12 protein-coding genes and 2 tRNA genes are annotated in these 15,553 nt (G+C 47.2%); 6 read left to right on the top strand and 8 right to left on the bottom strand.

Translation table 11 applies throughout. The features are described 5' to 3' along the window. Positions 1-14: 14 nt before the first annotated feature. From DW183_RS08185 to DW183_RS08160, 6 genes are all read left to right on the top strand, one after another. On the top strand, positions 15-1,274 hold the full coding sequence (locus DW183_RS08185; protein WP_118281509.1) for an NAD(P)/FAD-dependent oxidoreductase: 1,260 nt from the start codon (positions 15-17) through the stop codon (positions 1,272-1,274). Positions 1,275-1,276: 2 nt separating this feature from the next. Beyond that, positions 1,277-1,642 carry a DUF1667 domain-containing protein gene (locus DW183_RS08180; RefSeq protein ID WP_118281508.1) on the top strand — a complete coding sequence of 122 codons (366 nt, stop codon included), beginning with the start codon at positions 1,277-1,279 and terminating at the stop codon, positions 1,640-1,642. A gap of 201 nt (positions 1,643-1,843) precedes the next feature. Then, the gene (locus tag DW183_RS08175) at positions 1,844-3,208 is read left to right on the top strand and encodes an MATE family efflux transporter (protein WP_118281507.1); all 1,365 of its coding nucleotides are present in this window, start codon (positions 1,844-1,846) and stop codon (positions 3,206-3,208) included. A gap of 4 nt (positions 3,209-3,212) precedes the next feature. Continuing rightward, on the top strand, positions 3,213-4,121 hold the full coding sequence (locus DW183_RS08170; protein WP_118281506.1) for an RluA family pseudouridine synthase: 909 nt from the start codon (positions 3,213-3,215) through the stop codon (positions 4,119-4,121). Between the two features lie 66 nt (positions 4,122-4,187). Further along, positions 4,188-4,754 (top strand): glycerol-3-phosphate responsive antiterminator, encoded by a 567-nt coding sequence (locus DW183_RS08165; RefSeq protein ID WP_118281505.1) that lies wholly within the window; start codon positions 4,188-4,190, stop codon positions 4,752-4,754. A gap of 20 nt (positions 4,755-4,774) precedes the next feature. After that, a complete protein-coding gene (locus DW183_RS08160; RefSeq protein ID WP_118281504.1) occupies positions 4,775-5,404 on the top strand; it encodes a TetR/AcrR family transcriptional regulator in 630 nt (209 codons plus the stop codon). Here DW183_RS08160 and DW183_RS08155 read toward each other — a convergent pair. The 8 genes from DW183_RS08155 to DW183_RS08120 form a co-directional block, all read right to left on the bottom strand. Further along, positions 5,401-6,312: an alpha/beta hydrolase fold domain-containing protein gene (locus DW183_RS08155; protein WP_158573044.1), complete on the bottom strand. Its 912-nt coding sequence runs from the start codon at positions 6,310-6,312 to the stop codon at positions 5,401-5,403. The genes DW183_RS08160 and DW183_RS08155 overlap by 4 nt on opposite strands. A 220-nt stretch (positions 6,313-6,532) precedes the next feature. Beyond that, the gene (locus tag DW183_RS08150; protein WP_118281502.1) at positions 6,533-7,735 is read right to left on the bottom strand and encodes a cation:proton antiporter; all 1,203 of its coding nucleotides are present in this window, start codon (positions 7,733-7,735) and stop codon (positions 6,533-6,535) included. Positions 7,736-7,893: 158 nt separating this feature from the next. Continuing rightward, complete coding sequence (gene murI / locus DW183_RS08145; protein WP_243069545.1) at positions 7,894-8,667, bottom strand: glutamate racemase; 774 nt, start codon at positions 8,665-8,667, stop codon at positions 7,894-7,896. Positions 8,668-8,756: 89 nt separating this feature from the next. Next, a tRNA-Gly gene (locus tag DW183_RS08140) sits at positions 8,757-8,827 on the bottom strand. 3 nt (positions 8,828-8,830) lie between these two features. After that, positions 8,831-8,903, bottom strand: a tRNA-Phe gene (locus tag DW183_RS08135). 97 nt (positions 8,904-9,000) lie between these two features. Beyond that, positions 9,001-11,679, bottom strand: coding sequence for an AAA family ATPase (locus DW183_RS08130; RefSeq protein WP_118281501.1), 2,679 nt, complete (start codon positions 11,677-11,679; stop codon positions 9,001-9,003). After that, entirely contained in the window at positions 11,676-12,767 is a 1,092-nt protein-coding gene (locus DW183_RS08125) for a metallophosphoesterase family protein (RefSeq protein WP_118281500.1), read from the bottom strand. Before DW183_RS08125 ends, DW183_RS08130 begins: the two co-directional genes overlap by 4 nt. Positions 12,768-12,849: 82 nt before the next feature. Then, positions 12,850-15,552, bottom strand: a complete 2,703-nt coding sequence (locus tag DW183_RS08120; protein WP_118281499.1) for a translation factor GTPase family protein — start codon at positions 15,550-15,552, stop codon at positions 12,850-12,852. Between the last annotated feature and the right edge of the window lies 1 nt (position 15,553).

Below are 15,553 nucleotides of genomic sequence, written 5' to 3'. Positions count from 1 at the left end.
GGAGGAGCACGAAAATGAAATATGATTTAGTCATTGTTGGTGGTGGTCCTGCAGGTCTTGCTGCTGCTATCGCTGCAAAAGATAATGGAATTGACAGTATTTTAATTATTGAAAGAGATCGTGAATTAGGTGGTATCTTAAACCAGTGTATCCATAACGGATTCGGACTTCACACTTTTAAAGAAGAATTGACCGGTCCGGAATATGCATCACGTTTCATTGCCCAGGTAGAGGAACGTGGCATCGAGTACAAGTTGAACACCATGGTCATGGATATCTCAAATGACAAGGTTGTTACCGCCATGAATTCTACCGATGGTATGTTTACCGTAGAGGCAAAGGCTGTTGTACTTGCTATGGGATGCCGCGAGCGTTCCCGTGGTGCGCTCAATATCCCGGGCTATCGTCCGGCAGGTATTTTCTCAGCAGGTACCGCCCAGCGTCTTGTTAATATCGAAGGCTATATGCCTGGCCGCCGCGTTGTCATCTTAGGCTCCGGTGATATCGGTCTGATCATGGCACGTCGTATGACTTTAGAGGGAGCAAAGGTTCTCGCTGTTGCCGAACTGATGCCTTATTCCGGTGGTCTGAAGAGAAATATCGTACAGTGCTTAAATGACTTCGATATTCCGCTTTACTTATCTCACACCGTTGTTGACATTCAGGGTAAAGAACGTGTAGAAGGCATTACCATCGCCGAGGTCGGACCGGACCGCAAGCCGATCCCTGGCACAGAGATCCACTACGATTGCGATACCCTGCTTCTGTCTTGTGGACTTTTACCGGAAAACGAACTTTCCAAGACCGCAGGTGTAGACCTCAGTCCTATCACTTCCGGTCCTGTTGTAAATGACAGTTTAGAGACCAACATCCCGGGCGTATTCGCCTGTGGTAACGTACTTCATGTACATGATCTGGTTGACTTTGTTTCACAGGAAGCAACCAATGCCGGAAAGAATGCTGCAAAATACATCAAGGAAGGCGAAGTTACTTCTGCAAAGCAGATCGAGATCCTGCCGGTTGACGGTGTCCGCTATACCGTTCCAAAATATGTACGTCCGGAAGTAATGGATGACACTTTAACGGTTCGTTTCCGTGTAGGTCAGGTCTTCAAGGGCTGCGCGATCGCTACCTACTTTGGAGATACCTTGATCTCCAAGAGAAAACGTCCGGTTATGGCACCGGGTGAAATGGAGCAGGTTGTTCTGAAGAAATCACAGTTGGCAGAGTACCCTGACATTGAGAACATTACAATCAAGATTGAGGAGGCATAAGGATGGAAACAAGAGAATTGATTTGTATCGGCTGTCCTATGGGATGCAGCCTTAAGGTTACATTAGAAAATGGTCAAGTTACAGAAGTGACCGGAAACACTTGTCCAAACGGCGATAAATATGCCAGAAAAGAATGTACGAATCCTACCAGAATCGTAACATCTTCTGTCCGCGTCAAAGGTGGTAAGATCAACATGGTTTCCTGCAAGACCAAAGAAGATATTCCAAAAGGCATGATCTTTGATATCTGCAAGGCTCTGGAAAATGTAGTTGTTCCTGCACCGGTTGCCATTGGTGATGTTGTTCTTGCCAATGTCTGTGACACAGGTGTTGATGTCGTAGCGACAAAGAATGTAGACGTAAAGTAAGAAGTCTTTTTTGAGAAGATACGGAGTAAAATGTAAGGGGTTTTAATAAGGGAGATAAAAGAGAAGCCGTTGGGGGACGGCTTCTCCTTTTTTTATCTAAATACTGTCCAAATCCGGTAAAAAATGTAGGTGTCGTCCTGTGTATCTATGCTATAATAAGATTTATGCGTTTATGGATTTATACAGGAAAGGATAAACACTATGAATCAGGATAAAGAATTTTTAGGAACCCAGCCTATCGGTAAATTGTTATTTAAACTGGCTATCCCAACCGTCATTGCCCAGTTGGTAAATATGCTCTACAACATCGTTGACCGCATTTATATCGGTCACATCCCGGGTGAAGGCAGTCTTGCCCTGACCGGCGTAGGTGTCTGCATGCCTATCATCATGATCGTATCTGCCTTTGCATGCCTTGTCTCTGCCGGCGCTGCACCGCGTGCATCCATCGCCATGGGAAAAGGCGATCACGAATCTGCAGAAAAGATCCTCGGCGGTTGTGTTACACTACAGATCATGATCTCACTGGCACTTACCATCGTCATCCTCATCTGGAACCGTGATCTTCTCCTACTCTTTGGAGCCAGCGAGAACACGATCTCTTATGCGACTTCTTATATGAGCCTTTATGCGCTCGGCACTATCTTTGTCCAGATGACTCTGGGCTTAAATGCCTTTATCACAGCACAGGGCTTTGCCAAAGACGGCATGATGACTGTCCTGATCGGTGCCGTCATCAATATCATATTGGATCCGATCTTTATTTTTGCCCTGCATATGGGTGTTCGCGGTGCTGCCCTTGCTACCATTCTTTCCCAGGCATGCTCCTGTATCTGGTGCATTTATTTTCTGCTCGGGAAAAAGACCTTACTACGTATCCGCAAGGCAAACTTGCGCAGCGGACTTTCCCTCATGCCGGCTTGTGTTGCCTTAGGGCTTTCTGCCTTTATCATGCAGTCTACAGAGAGTATCATATCCATGTGCTTTAACTCTTCTCTGCTCAAATACGGCGGTGACGTTGCAGTCGGTGCCATGACCATCCTGACCAGTGTCATGCAGTTTGCCATGCTGCCATTGCAGGGTGTCGCACAGGGTGCCCAGCCGATCACCAGTTACAATTTCGGTGCCAAGAACAGTGCCCGTGTCAAAAAGAGTTTCCAACTCCTGCTGATCACCAGCCTGACCTACTCTGTCATCCTCTGGATCTGCGTGCAGGCATTTCCGCAGATTTTTGCCGGTATGTTTACAAACGATGCCAGCCTTTTAGCCTTCTCCGCTAAGGCTCTGCGCATTTACTGTGGTGCACTCTTTATGATGGGTATCCAGATCGCCTGCCAGATGACCTTTGTTTCCACCGGCAATGCAGTCTGCTCCATCATTGTTGCTATCATGCGTAAATTTGTGCTCCTGATCCCGCTCATTTACATTCTGCCACATTTTCTTGCCGACAAGACCAGGGCTGTTTACACTGCGGAACCGATTGCTGACATCTTAGCCGTCACCTTTACGATCATCCTCTTTACCGTCCAATTCAAAAAGGCATTGAAAAATTTAGGGCAGGCATAGATACATGAAACGAACGATTGACTATCAGATCACAAGAGCAGATGAAGGTATACGCATCGAGCAATTTTTAAGGCGGCAGGGCTTCTCCGGTCAGAATCTGACACTCATCAAGCGCATGCCTCAAAACATCCTGCTCAACGGCCAATTTGTCTATATGAAGGACAATGTCCATGCCGGCGACCACTTGCGCGTCCAGATCAATGAGGAGGCTTCTTCTGAAAAGATCCCTCCCGTAGACCTGCCACTGGATATTATCTATGAGGATGAGGATATCATTGTTCTCAACAAGGCAGCCGGCATGCCCATTCATCCTTCCATGGCAAATTACGAGAATTCACTTGCAAACGCTTTGGCATATTACTATGAGAAACAGGGCAAGCCTTTTATTTTCCGATGCACCAACCGTCTGGATCGCGACACATCCGGTCTTACCATCGTTGCAAAGCATTTAGTAGCATCCAGTATCCTGTCCGATGCTGTGGCAAAAAAGGAGGTGCGACGGGAATATCTTGCCATTTGCAGTGGCATCCCGGATCCCACCACCGCCACCATTGATGCTCCCCTTGCCCGGGTAGACGGAACCATCCTTGCAAGAGAGGTCGATTTTTCGTGTGGCGATCGTGCCATCACCCATTATAAAGTCGAAAAGGCACTAAACGATCACGCCCTAGTCTCCCTGCAACTGGAAACCGGTCGCACACACCAGATCCGCGTACATATGAAATACATCGGGTATCCTCTGATCGGCGATTATCTCTACAATCCCGATATGCGCTATATGAAGCGGCAGGCACTCCATTCCTATCGCATGTCCTTTATTCATCCGATCACAAAGGAACCTATGACCTTTACCGCAGCTCTGCCACAGGATATGGAGGATGCACTTATTTGTCTTTGTCCAGACAGGCTATAAGGCTTTTCTACTTGTTTTGTGCTACAATCATGACAATAGTAGGTTGATTTTACAAGGAGTATTCACATGAAAAAGGAATTTAAAGAGGCATTGGAGGACTCTCCCATCATTGCAGCCATCAAAGATGATGCAGGACTTACCCGCTGTCTGGACTGTGACAGCCAGATCATCTTCATTCTTTACGGCGATATCATTACCATCCCTTCCATCGTAGAAAAGGTAAAAGGCAGTGGCAAACTGGCATTTGTACACATGGATCTGATTCAGGGGCTGAGTTCCAAAGAAGCAGCCGTTGACTATATCTCAAAATTTACCAAAGCTGACGGCATCATTTCCACGAAAGCCCCCCTGATTTCCAGAGCCAAGGATTTGGGCTTGTGTACCATTATGCGTTTCTTTTTTATCGATTCCATGGCATATGACAGCATTGAGAAACAATTAAAAAACACAAAGCCTGACGTTATAGAAGTCTTGCCCGGGCCAATGCCAAGTGTCGTCCGCCGCATCCATAAAATGAACCACCAGCCGCTGATCTCCAGCGGTCTGATCAGTGAAAAGGAAGACGTCTACGCACTTATCGATGCCGGTGCAACTGCTATTTCAACCACCAATCAGGATGTATGGTTTTTATAGATATAAGATAGGAGAATCATATGAAAAGAATCAAACAATTTGAGCGCACCGACCGGGATATTACCAATGCTCTCTTACTTCTGCTGGAAAAGAACCGTTTTGAAAAAATCACTGTGGCTCAGATTATTGAAGAAGCCGGGATCAACCGTTCTACCTTTTATCAACACTTCAGCGATAAATACGAGATCGTTGAGCGTCTGCAGGCCAAGTACCTGGACGAGTTTGTCGCTGTGGCACAGTCTGTCGGCGCCATGGAAAATCCGGATCTCAATGATTATGCTATCGCACTGCAGGCCTATTTTCAAAAAAACCGCTCCATTTTAAAAAAGATTTTTTCCATACAGTCTAGTTCTCTTCCGCTCAAAGACCGGATCCGTCAATATCTGGAAGAGATGTTGGGGAAAAATCTTCATCAGATTTCACCTTTAGAAGCCAGTCTCTTCGCCGGAATGACCATAGATTATATGCTCTACTATCTGAATCTGGATTCCAGCCTTGACACAGATTTTATCAATCTCTTTTTCCAGACTTTTTATAATATGGCAAAAAACTTCTTCCGCCTGGAGTCACCCGAGGCAGAAGAAGCCTTTCAAAATCTTTTACAGAACTATTCATCCCGTCACTTTTCTGTAGCTGACAAACCTGTCTAAGCCTGTGTTTTGTATTTTTCAAAAAAAGCTATGGTATCGCGCAGAACTTCACGGCTTTCTTCCGTGCCACGTCCTGCTGTTGCAAAGGCATGAAAGCAGTCCGGATAAGACTTATACTGACAAGGGCTGCCCTGTTTTTCCAACTTGTCCACAATTATCTTCTGATCCACTGCCAAAGACTCCGATTCATCCCAGGCTAAGAGCACCGGACAAAAGCCATGCAAATCATCCAGATACGGGTTGGCATACACATTATCCAGATCCTTTTCTTCCAAAAGCATATCTTTCAGTGTTTCCAAGCCGTCCGGCGTCACTGTAAAGTCTTTATTGCCCTCAAAATGACGATCAATGCGCCCAGCGAAATCAATCGGTGCAGAATATGGTACAATGCCTGCAGGTTTCTTAACCTCCTCATCACGACACTTCATCATGGTTGTAATACATAGGTAGGCACCTCCTGATTCCCCGATCAGGAAAATCGGTGTATTCTTGTGTTCCTCCAAAACTCCCTGATAAAAAGCAAAGGCATCATCCACAGCCGCCGGGAATCTATTTTCCGGAGCCAGCCGGTAATCCAGTGTATAGACATCCCGCTTCGTTTCTGCCGCCAGCATAGAGGCATAACCTCTGGACGAAAAGGCATTACCACAGATCAACCCGCCGCCATGGATATAGATAATGATATAGTCATCTTTCTTTTGCTCCGGTCGATTGATCTCTCCGGTCACTCCACCGTAGGTAACCGGAAGGAACTCTATGCCTGGTTCTGCCGGCATGCGTTTTTGCGCTGCGAAGACCACTTCACGCAAATTCAAAGGATCCATCTTTCCGTCAAATTTTGGTGCAAAGCCTTTCTCCATCATCATCTTCATTCCTGTTTTTAATGTTTCCATTTCTTGACTTGCCATCATTGACCTCCTAAAAATTATTTTTTCTAGGATTAATATAATAGGTTCTATGACATCTTCCCACCATCAAAAAAGCATTTATGTGTGTTTATCATACACTTTGTTGTTTTTGTATGTTTAAATACATAAAAAAAATGTGCCTTTTATACAAAAAATCCGACAGCCGGGCAATATCACATGCCACATCTGTCGGATTCCATTTCTTATTTATTCCCCAGACTTATGCTTTCTCTACTGCACTTTCTGCCGGCTCATCACCCTTAAACACTACCTTCAAAAGGATTGGTGTGATCAGTGTGGTGACAATAACGACCAGAATGATCGGTGCAAACAGATCTTCGCTGATCAGTCCGACCTGACGTCCTTTTTCTGCAACGATCAGGGCAACCTCACCTCGGGAAATCATACCAACACCTGTCTGCAAAGACTCTTTCCATGTAAACTTGCAGATCTTTGCGCCAAGTCCGCATCCTACCATCTTGGAAATGATAGCGATAAGTGTCAGGATCACTGCAAACATCCATACCTTTAAGGTCATACCACCAAGGGTAACCTTTAAACCTACACTGGCAAAGAAGATACATGAGAAGAATACAGTTGATACATCATGGATCTTGACATCAACATAATCTCTGATCTTTGACTGGCATAACATAACACCGGCAAAGTATGCACCGGTAATATCCGCGATACCAAAACCGATCTCTGATACATAGGCTAAGATAAAGCAGAATGCAATGGCAAAGATTGCCACACGTCTCTTGTGGTCATTTTTTTCGATCGCAAACTCCAGACGGCTGGTAACCATAAAGAGGATCAGGATCAATACAAAGTATAATACAATCTTGATCAATACGGTTGTTGGCTTTACGGAAGTATCCTTCATGCTGGAAACAACAGCCAGAACGACCATACCCAGGATATCATCGATAATGGCTGCACCCAAGATCGTCATACCGACCTTGCCGGACAATCTGCCCATCTCTCGCAGAGTTTCTACCGTGATACTAACGGAAGTCGCCGTCAGTACAACACCGACGAAAAGACTCTGTAACATCTGATCGTAATTGCTCAGATCTTCTCCAAAGTAAAGGGCATAACCAATCATACCACCGATCAGAGGTACAATAACACCGATCAATGCCGTAACAAAAGAGGCTCCGATATTGGCCTTTAATTCCTTTAAGTCTGTATCCAGACCTGCGGAGAACATAAGGAAAATAACGCCCATCTCTGCCACATATGTAAGCAGTGTACCGGTATCGCCCTCCATAGACATAAGTCCCAGTGCAGAAGGTCCTAAGATCACACCTGCCAAGAGTGCTCCTACAACCTCCGGCAAATGTACTGCCTTACACAGCAGTCCCAATACTTTTGTCGAAATTAAAATCAAAGCAATCCAAAGTAAAAATTCGTAATTCATAACGCTCACCTTTTCTTTCTTTCATTTTATATATTTGTAAAACCATATGGTTTCCTTTGAACCGCAATTATTTTACTCCTATCATATTCCTAATGCAAGCGTTTATGGGTTTTTCCACACCTTGATGAATTCGCCTCTTATTCCCATAATCTTACTGCCTAGTAGTGCAATAATTTTTCAAATAAATCTTCTCTTTCTTTGGTAAGATCACTGTTGTGAAATTCGATTTTTCCTTGTCTTCCGGTCGCTTCCCGCAAAAGACCGTCCACAGCAAGCCGTCTGCGCATTTCCCGCGCTGTCCCGGCACCGCCGTCAAAGATCTCCACCTGATCGCCAACGATCCGTTCGATGACCTTGCGCACAAAAGGATAGTGGGTGCATCCCAAAACGACCGCATCCAGATTCTTTTGATAGGGTTCCAACAGATCGCGCAGGAAACCATAGAGTTCCGGGCTGTCAATATTGCCCGCTTCCACAAAATCCATAAGTCCCGGACAGGCAAGCGGCATCACGTTAGCATGACCGCCAAATTTTTCAATCAAATGATGCAGTTTTTCTTCCCGGATCGTGATCGGTGTCGCCATCACAAGGATATTGCCCTGAGGATACTTTTCTGCTGCCGGTTTGACTGCCGGCTCGATCCCTACCAGCGGCAGTTCCGGGTACATGAGGCGCAAGACGCGCACCGCCGCACTGGTAGCCGTATTGCAGGCGATCACAACGCCCTTGGCTCCCATTTTCATAAAATCTTCTGTATGTGCAATGGTGAGTTCGCGCACTTTTTCTGTACTCTTTGTCCCATACGGTGCATTCTTAGAATCACCAAAATAATAAAAATCTTCTTCCGGCATCGTTTTGATCAGTTCACGCAAAACACTGACTCCACCCATGCCAGAGTCAAACACCGCGATCGGTGCTTCTCTTTTATCCATCATCTGCCCCTTTTCTGTCTGCGTTTCCCAGACTACAAGATATAAATGTAAAAAGCCTTGATCCATATCGAATCAAGGCTTTTCTTAAGAGCGGGTGATGGGAATCGAACCCACGTATTCAGCTTGGAAGGCTGATGTTCTACCATTGAACTACACCCGCAGATGCCCAGTTCCGGAATCGAACCAGAGACACGAGGATTTTCAGTCCTCTGCTCTACCAACTGAGCTAACTGGGCTCGTCGTTTCACAACAACAAGTTGATTTTATCGAAAATCCCCCTGCCTGTCAAGAACTTTTTCGGTATCTGACAGGCGGGAAAATCATCATCCCAGACTAAGATGGCATGCGGCTTTCGTGACAGGTAAAGTAAACGATCTGCCGCTCCTTTGCTATGTCAGCAAGAAGTTTTAAGGCATGCGTAATCTTTTGCTGGTCTAAATTGGTAAAAGGATCATCCAGTACGATCACCGGCTGTTCCTTATGATACAAGACATCCACCAGGGCAAATCTGGCACAAAGCCCTACCAGATCCTGATAGCCATGGCTCAAATAATCACTGGAATGGGTGCTTCCCTGACTCAGCACCTGCACGGACAGATCCATGGTAATATCAAAATCCATATCCTTGACGGAGTCCTTATATTTATCATCCAGAATCGCCATATAGTGTTCCATGCCCTGACGCAAAGGCCGCATATAAGTAGACAGGAATTGCTCCTTGGCGATCTTTAAATATTCTTCGGTCTTGGTAAGCAGGTCTACCTTGCGGTCGCACTCTGCCTTTTCCTCCAGAAGTACATCACGACGGTTCTCCGCATCTTCAATGCCGTCCAACTCGACTGACAACTGGTGCAGCGACTCTCGATCCTGTGTGATGCCCTTTTGCATATCCTTGATCTCCTCATCGATCTGTACCTGTTTCTCCTGTAACTGCTCGACGGAAAGCGCGATCTCCTCTACCTGATTATCCTCGGCAAATGCCTGGATCTTTTCCTGCAAACTAGCGATCTCTTCCTGTAACTGACCATAACGCTGCCGTTTGCTCCGGATCAGATGCAATTGTTCCTGCAGGGAAGTTCCTTCTTCCAACGGAAATCTGCCCAGATATTTTTCCAAAAGCCGCTTCTGTTCCTCCATGGTCAAACGGATCAATTCCAACTGCTTACGGCAGTGAATGTATTCCTCATAGGCATTTTTATCTTTCTTCAACTGTTCTAAAAGGTCTGCCTCATTGCCCTCATGGTAAAGATCCATGTGATATACCTGGGCATATCGGTCTAATATAGTATAAAGTTCCATGCGCAGATCAGCCATTTCCTCTACGGCATCTGTTGTCTGCGCTGTCGCCTGATGCTCCTCATCCCGCAGGCGCACATAATGATCCAGATTAACACGTATCTCATAAACCATCTGCTGCATGCTGTCTGCCGGTGTCAGTTTAAAATCAGCCAAAAATGCTTTACAACGGATTGCTAAGACTTCTCTTGTTTCCCGGCTCTGTGCCAGTGCCTCCGCAGCCTCTGCGAGTTGTCCCTGCAAGTCTTCCTGCTTGTTGCGATGTAAAGATCGTATTCTGCCGATCTGCATAATAGCGGCTACTCCTGTCGCTGCTGCGCCGACAAAGCAAAGAATCTGATAGATCGTACTGCCGTCTGCTTCCGGGGCAAGGATCCGGAAAGAAAATCCTCCCAGGAGTAAGGCTGCAAATAAAATAAAAAGCACTAGAACCCCTGCCGTCTTGCCCGCTGTCCTGCCGGTCTTTTGTGCCATATCCACACGTGCCTTGATGTTTCGATAATTCTCATCCTGCTCCACGATACGACCATCCAGACGCGACAGTTCCACAACGTCCTTTTCTATCTGGGATAATTCTTCCTCCGTCGGAACCTTATTGGCAAAGAAGTATTTTAACTGATCTAACTGTGCCGTTGCCTCCTCAGACAACTTGGAGTGTTCTCCCTGCATCCGCAATTCCTGCACGCGGACAGACATATCCTTCCACTTGGAAAGATCCTCCTCATCCGGTACTTGGTCCCCAAAGAGGTCTTCCCACTTCTTGATCTGCTGCTCCGGCGGCAATTTGATCGCTAAGTCTTTCTCTGTCCGCCGGCTCATGTCATACTGACGCTCCACATCTTCCAGTTTTGCGTGTTCTTCCTCACTTGGCAATCCGGTCGCAAAGAAATCATCCAGGACATTCATTTCTTCCTGCTGTTTTTCCAAAAATTCTTTTTGCTGGCGATATGCCCCCATATCCTGCTCGCGCTTGCTCTGCGTGCGGATGGCTTCCGTGATACGGTTCTTTTCTGCCTCCATCCAATTTAAGGACTTTTTCTTTTCCTCTAACTTGTCAAACTGCTTGCGGTAGCCGTCTAAGATCGCCGCCTTCTTATCGATCACTTCACTGCATCTGCTGATCTCTTCCTTGATGACATTGATCTTGCCGTTGTTGACCTTACTCCGCCTGGTATAATTTTTACGCACTTCACTGACACGGTTCAAAGCCTCATCAAAATTGTTGATATCGTCCTTTGCCGATGCCAGATTTCCCATCTTGGCATTCAGACTGTCCGTCATCGCCGTTGATACCGATGCCTGCGGGATAAAGATACTTTTTTCAAAAGAATCCCGATCTACCTGAAAGAGTTCCTCACCCAAATTCTGTGAAAAATCGTCACAAGCTGCCCCGGTATTGGTATCGATCAGAGTAAAGGTGTCATCCTTATCCGTCTTGCCAAAACTACGCTCGACCCGATAGCGCTTGCCTTCTGCCTCAAAGATCAGATAACCGCCACAGACACCGCCATCCCAAGGCATATAATGCTTGCGCTCGGTCAGCATCTTGGTGCGTGCCGAATAGTCCATGCCGTAGAACATGGCTTTCAAAAACACACTAAAGGTCGTCTTTCCCCAGCCATTTTCCTGACACAGGGCATTCATGCCGTCAGAAAAATCGTAAGACCATTCTTTGATTGTCCCAAATCCGGTAATATAACAGGAAATTAACTTCATACTTCTATGTCCTCGCCCATAATTGCTTTCATGCCCAACTCAATAATGGCTGCTCTCTCATCTTCCGACATATGCTGTCTTTCCATCAGACGGACAAACTCTCCTTTGAGAGACTTGTCATTACGGAAACTTTCATAATCGATCTGTACCGATGTGCGATCATAGACCTTGATAAAAAAGAAGTCCTGATCCAGACTGCGGCGCAGGCGCTCGCAATCAATATCGGTATCTATATTTGTCTCACCGGTCACGATGATCTTGATCAGATCCTCCGATGAGATATCTTTCACACATTCCTTGGCAGCACGGATGATCGCCGCCATATCCATCGTCGGATCGACCTCTACTTTGACTTCATGCAGCATCCTTTTTGCGATTGGCACAAATTCCGTATGGATCTTGCCCTCGGTGATATCCAAAAGGACAAAGCCCTTCTCTCCGCACTCATCAAAGCCACGCCCTTCCAGACAACCACTGTAACAATAAACGCCGCGGTCATCCAGCCTTTCCTTTTTGTAGGAATGGATATGTCCCAAAGCAAGATAATCGATATACTTGCCCCGCAGCATAGATAGGTTTACGACCTCTGTCCGGTCATTGCCCTGATAGTCCGATTCCTGCCCATGCAAAGCGACAATATTGACACGGTTCTGATCCAGCACCAGATTCATGCCCAAGGTCTGACTGTTTTCCTTGACCAGTTCCATGCCGGTAATGACCACATCCCCATAATCATAGGATGTCCATTCGTCCGTACCAAAGAGTTTTAAGTTGGTGATATCCTCCTGCTCGGATAATTCCTCCACAAAATCCAATTGATCGTGGTTGCCCCTGATATAGCAAAAATCGATCTGCGGATGCCCCTTGATCTGCTCGATCACACGGGTCTTTGCCGTCTTTCGTACATTGGGCTTATCAAACAGATCTCCGGCGATCAGGATCACACGCACGTTCTGCTCTGCTGCATACGCCACCATACGCTCAAAAGTATCCAGCAATTCATCCCGTCGCATGCCGGCGGCTTCCCGATCCAGATTGCTTTCCATCTTGGAATCCAGATGCAGATCTGCACAATGAATTATTTTCATATTGCTACCTCATTTATAAACGTCTCATACCATGTAGATTAGTATACCACATACTCCTATGGCTTGTCTGTCAAAAATTGTCTCATTCCAGCGGTTTGAATGCTTCCATAGCCTCCCGATTGACGCGTTCTACTTCCTTTTCCAGATCCCTTGCCGAAAATCGCCTTGCCCCTTCGCCAATGACGATCATCTGCTCTCGACGATCCGATGTTGCCACCGTCACCTCGTATTTATCCGCCATATCATGGGTCGTGCGCTCAATATAGGCATCTGCCGTCTCCGCCTCCCTGGTGTAGACTACATGGATATTATGATAATCCACCACTTCTTCCACATGACCACGCACCCGATAGGCATCGAAAACAACGATCACTTCCTGTCCCACATGCCCCTGATAATTGCACATGATATCCAGCAGTCTGCCTCTGGCTCCGTCAATGCTGGTCTTGGCGATCTCATCTAACTCTTTCCATGCAAAAATGACATTATATCCATCGACCAGAAGATATTTCTTTCTGATCGCAACCTTCTTGTCCCTGGCGTGTGCCTTTTGATAGGCTTCGCGTGCTTCCTGCATCCGGTCTTTTTTGTCTGCATCGATCACACGCTTCTCTGCGCCCGGCAATCGCCGCTTGATCTCCCCAAATTCACGGACAAAGATCTCTTCCAAATCCGACTCCAGTCCGCCGTAACCGTCATAGCCCTGGGGCTGTCCCTGCCGCATGGCTTCCGCCCTCGCCTTGGCTGCCGCAATGACCTGATCCATGCTCGCTTCCTGCTTTTTCTCATACAGATAGGACGCCATCGGCATATGCATCTTGTCCTCGACCTCATACCAAGGCACCAGATAGCCTGCCCCGTGACCACAAAATACCGAATCACAGGTATTGCGCAGATCCTTATCCGGGTCATAGGCAATCTCTGCTACCACCTCATCCTGATTGTGGCACGGAAAATAGCCTTCCGAAGCAAGTGTCATCTGCCCTAGACCACCGGTTACCTGCGCCAGCACTGCACCGTAGTCCCGCATGAGGGCTACCGGCGCGATTCCCTGCAAGACGGCTGTCTCATTTTCTAAGATTGGTGCGTCGAACTTGCCATACATCCTGCTCATATCCGTCATAACACGTCCCAGCGCCTGCTGCGGCATCTCGATCCGCACCCGGTAATATGGCTCTAAGAGCACGCTCTGCGCCTTGCGCAGTCCCTGTCGAACTGCCCGATAGGTTGCCTGTCTAAAATCTCCGCCCTCCGTGTGTTTTTTGTGTGCCTTGCCACTCACAACAGTCAGGCGCACATCTGTAAGAGGAGATCCGGTCAAAACGCCCCGGTGTGTTCGCTCCGCAAGGTGTGTATAGATCAGGCGCTGCCAGTTCAGATCCAGGACATCCGGTGGGCAGTCCATGGCGTATTCCATGCCGCTTCCCTGCGGCAGTTCCTCGATCAGTATATGCGCCTCCGCATAATGACGCAGGGGTTCAAAATGCCCCACACCCTCTACCGCACCGCGTATCGTCTCCTTATAACGCACTTTTCCTGCACCAAAGGTAACCAGAATACCGTATCTCTTTTTCAACTGCTGCTGCAGGACTTCCGTCTGAACCGGTCCCATAAGATGCACATGCACCTGTCTTGCCCTCTCCTGCCAGGTCACACGAAGGGTCGGATCTTCCTCCTCCAACTGCCGCATATAAGATAGCAGGACATGAGGCGCACAACCTTCCGGCGGAATCACTTCATAGGAAAGTACCGGTTCTATGATCGCATGTTCTTCCCGCGCGCAGTCACCCAGTGTCATACCTGCATAAGACCGGATCAAGCCTAAAATAACGCAAACCTCGCCTGCCTCCACCCGATCTACACACTCGTAACGTTCCCCGGAATACAGGCGGATCTGGTTTACCTTTTCCAAACAGTTCTCCTCTGCTCCTTCTTCCTCGGTATCTCCGTCTGTCCCCGCAAAAGGAATGGTATATGACAGGTTATCTTTGATCTGCATTGCCCCGCCCAGTATCTTGAGATAAGTCAGACGGTTGCCCTTTTCGTCCCGTCCAATCTTAAAGCATCTGGCAGCAAAATCCTGCCCCCAGGACGGCTGACGCATATAGTCCTGCATGAGGCGCAAAAGTTCCTTTACTCCCTGCACTTTGAGGGCAGACCCAAATAAAACCGGAAAGATCTGTCTTTTTGCGATCGCCTCCACCAGGAGTTTCTGATCCAGGTCACCGGTATTTAAAAAAGCATCCAAGAGCGGTTCACTGCACAGGGCGATATGTTCCTTGTCTCGATCGCTCATAGGCGCATTCCCATAAAAAGCCCCAAAGTCCATGCAGGCATCCGCTAATTTTTCCTGCAAATGAGAAAGTAATTCTTCCTTGCCTCTGTGACTCACATCCATTTTATTGATAAAAAGGATGCATGGAACATTATAATTTTGCAAAAGTTTCCACAGGGTACGCGTATGTCCCTGCACACCATCAATCCCACTGATCACGAGAATGGCATAGTCCAGTACCGACAGGGTACGCTCCATCTCCGCTGTAAAATCCGCATGTCCCGGTGTGTCTAAAAGTACATATTCCGCATCTCCATACGCAAAGCGTGCCATTTTTGAAAAAATGGTGATTCCACGCGCTTTCTCCATGGCATCGGTATCCAGATGGGCATCCCCATGATCTACCCGTCCCATGCTACGGATCGCCCCCGTCTCATACAAAAGGGCTTCCGATAAGGTTGTCTTTCCGGCATCCACATGTGCCAGAATACCTATGGTCAATCGTTTCATT

This window comes from Roseburia sp. AM16-25, from assembly GCF_003473825.1.
In the GTDB taxonomy this organism is placed as follows: Bacteria; Bacillota; Clostridia; order Lachnospirales; family Lachnospiraceae; genus Pararoseburia; species Pararoseburia lenta.
This window is presented reverse-complemented; position numbering and strand designations above follow the sequence as displayed.

Coding starts and splice junctions, on each gene's coding strand:
- DW183_RS08180 (WP_118281508.1), top strand. CDS start 1,277: ATGGAAACAAGAGAATTGATTTGTATCGGCTGTCCTATGGGATGCAGC.
- DW183_RS08185 (WP_118281509.1), top strand. CDS start 15: ATGAAATATGATTTAGTCATTGTTGGTGGTGGTCCTGCAGGTCTTGCT.
- murI (WP_243069545.1), bottom strand. CDS start 8,667: ATGGATAAAAGAGAAGCACCGATCGCGGTGTTTGACTCTGGCATGGGT.
- DW183_RS08125 (WP_118281500.1), bottom strand. CDS start 12,767: ATGAAAATAATTCATTGTGCAGATCTGCATCTGGATTCCAAGATGGAA.
- DW183_RS08120 (WP_118281499.1), bottom strand. CDS start 15,552: ATGAAACGATTGACCATAGGTATTCTGGCACATGTGGATGCCGGAAAG.
- DW183_RS08170 (WP_118281506.1), top strand. CDS start 3,213: ATGAAACGAACGATTGACTATCAGATCACAAGAGCAGATGAAGGTATA.
- DW183_RS08155 (WP_158573044.1), bottom strand. CDS start 6,312: ATGGCAAGTCAAGAAATGGAAACATTAAAAACAGGAATGAAGATGATG.
- DW183_RS08175 (WP_118281507.1), top strand. CDS start 1,844: ATGAATCAGGATAAAGAATTTTTAGGAACCCAGCCTATCGGTAAATTG.
- DW183_RS08150 (WP_118281502.1), bottom strand. CDS start 7,735: ATGAATTACGAATTTTTACTTTGGATTGCTTTGATTTTAATTTCGACA.
- DW183_RS08130 (WP_118281501.1), bottom strand. CDS start 11,679: ATGAAGTTAATTTCCTGTTATATTACCGGATTTGGGACAATCAAAGAA.
- DW183_RS08160 (WP_118281504.1), top strand. CDS start 4,775: ATGAAAAGAATCAAACAATTTGAGCGCACCGACCGGGATATTACCAAT.
- DW183_RS08165 (WP_118281505.1), top strand. CDS start 4,188: ATGAAAAAGGAATTTAAAGAGGCATTGGAGGACTCTCCCATCATTGCA.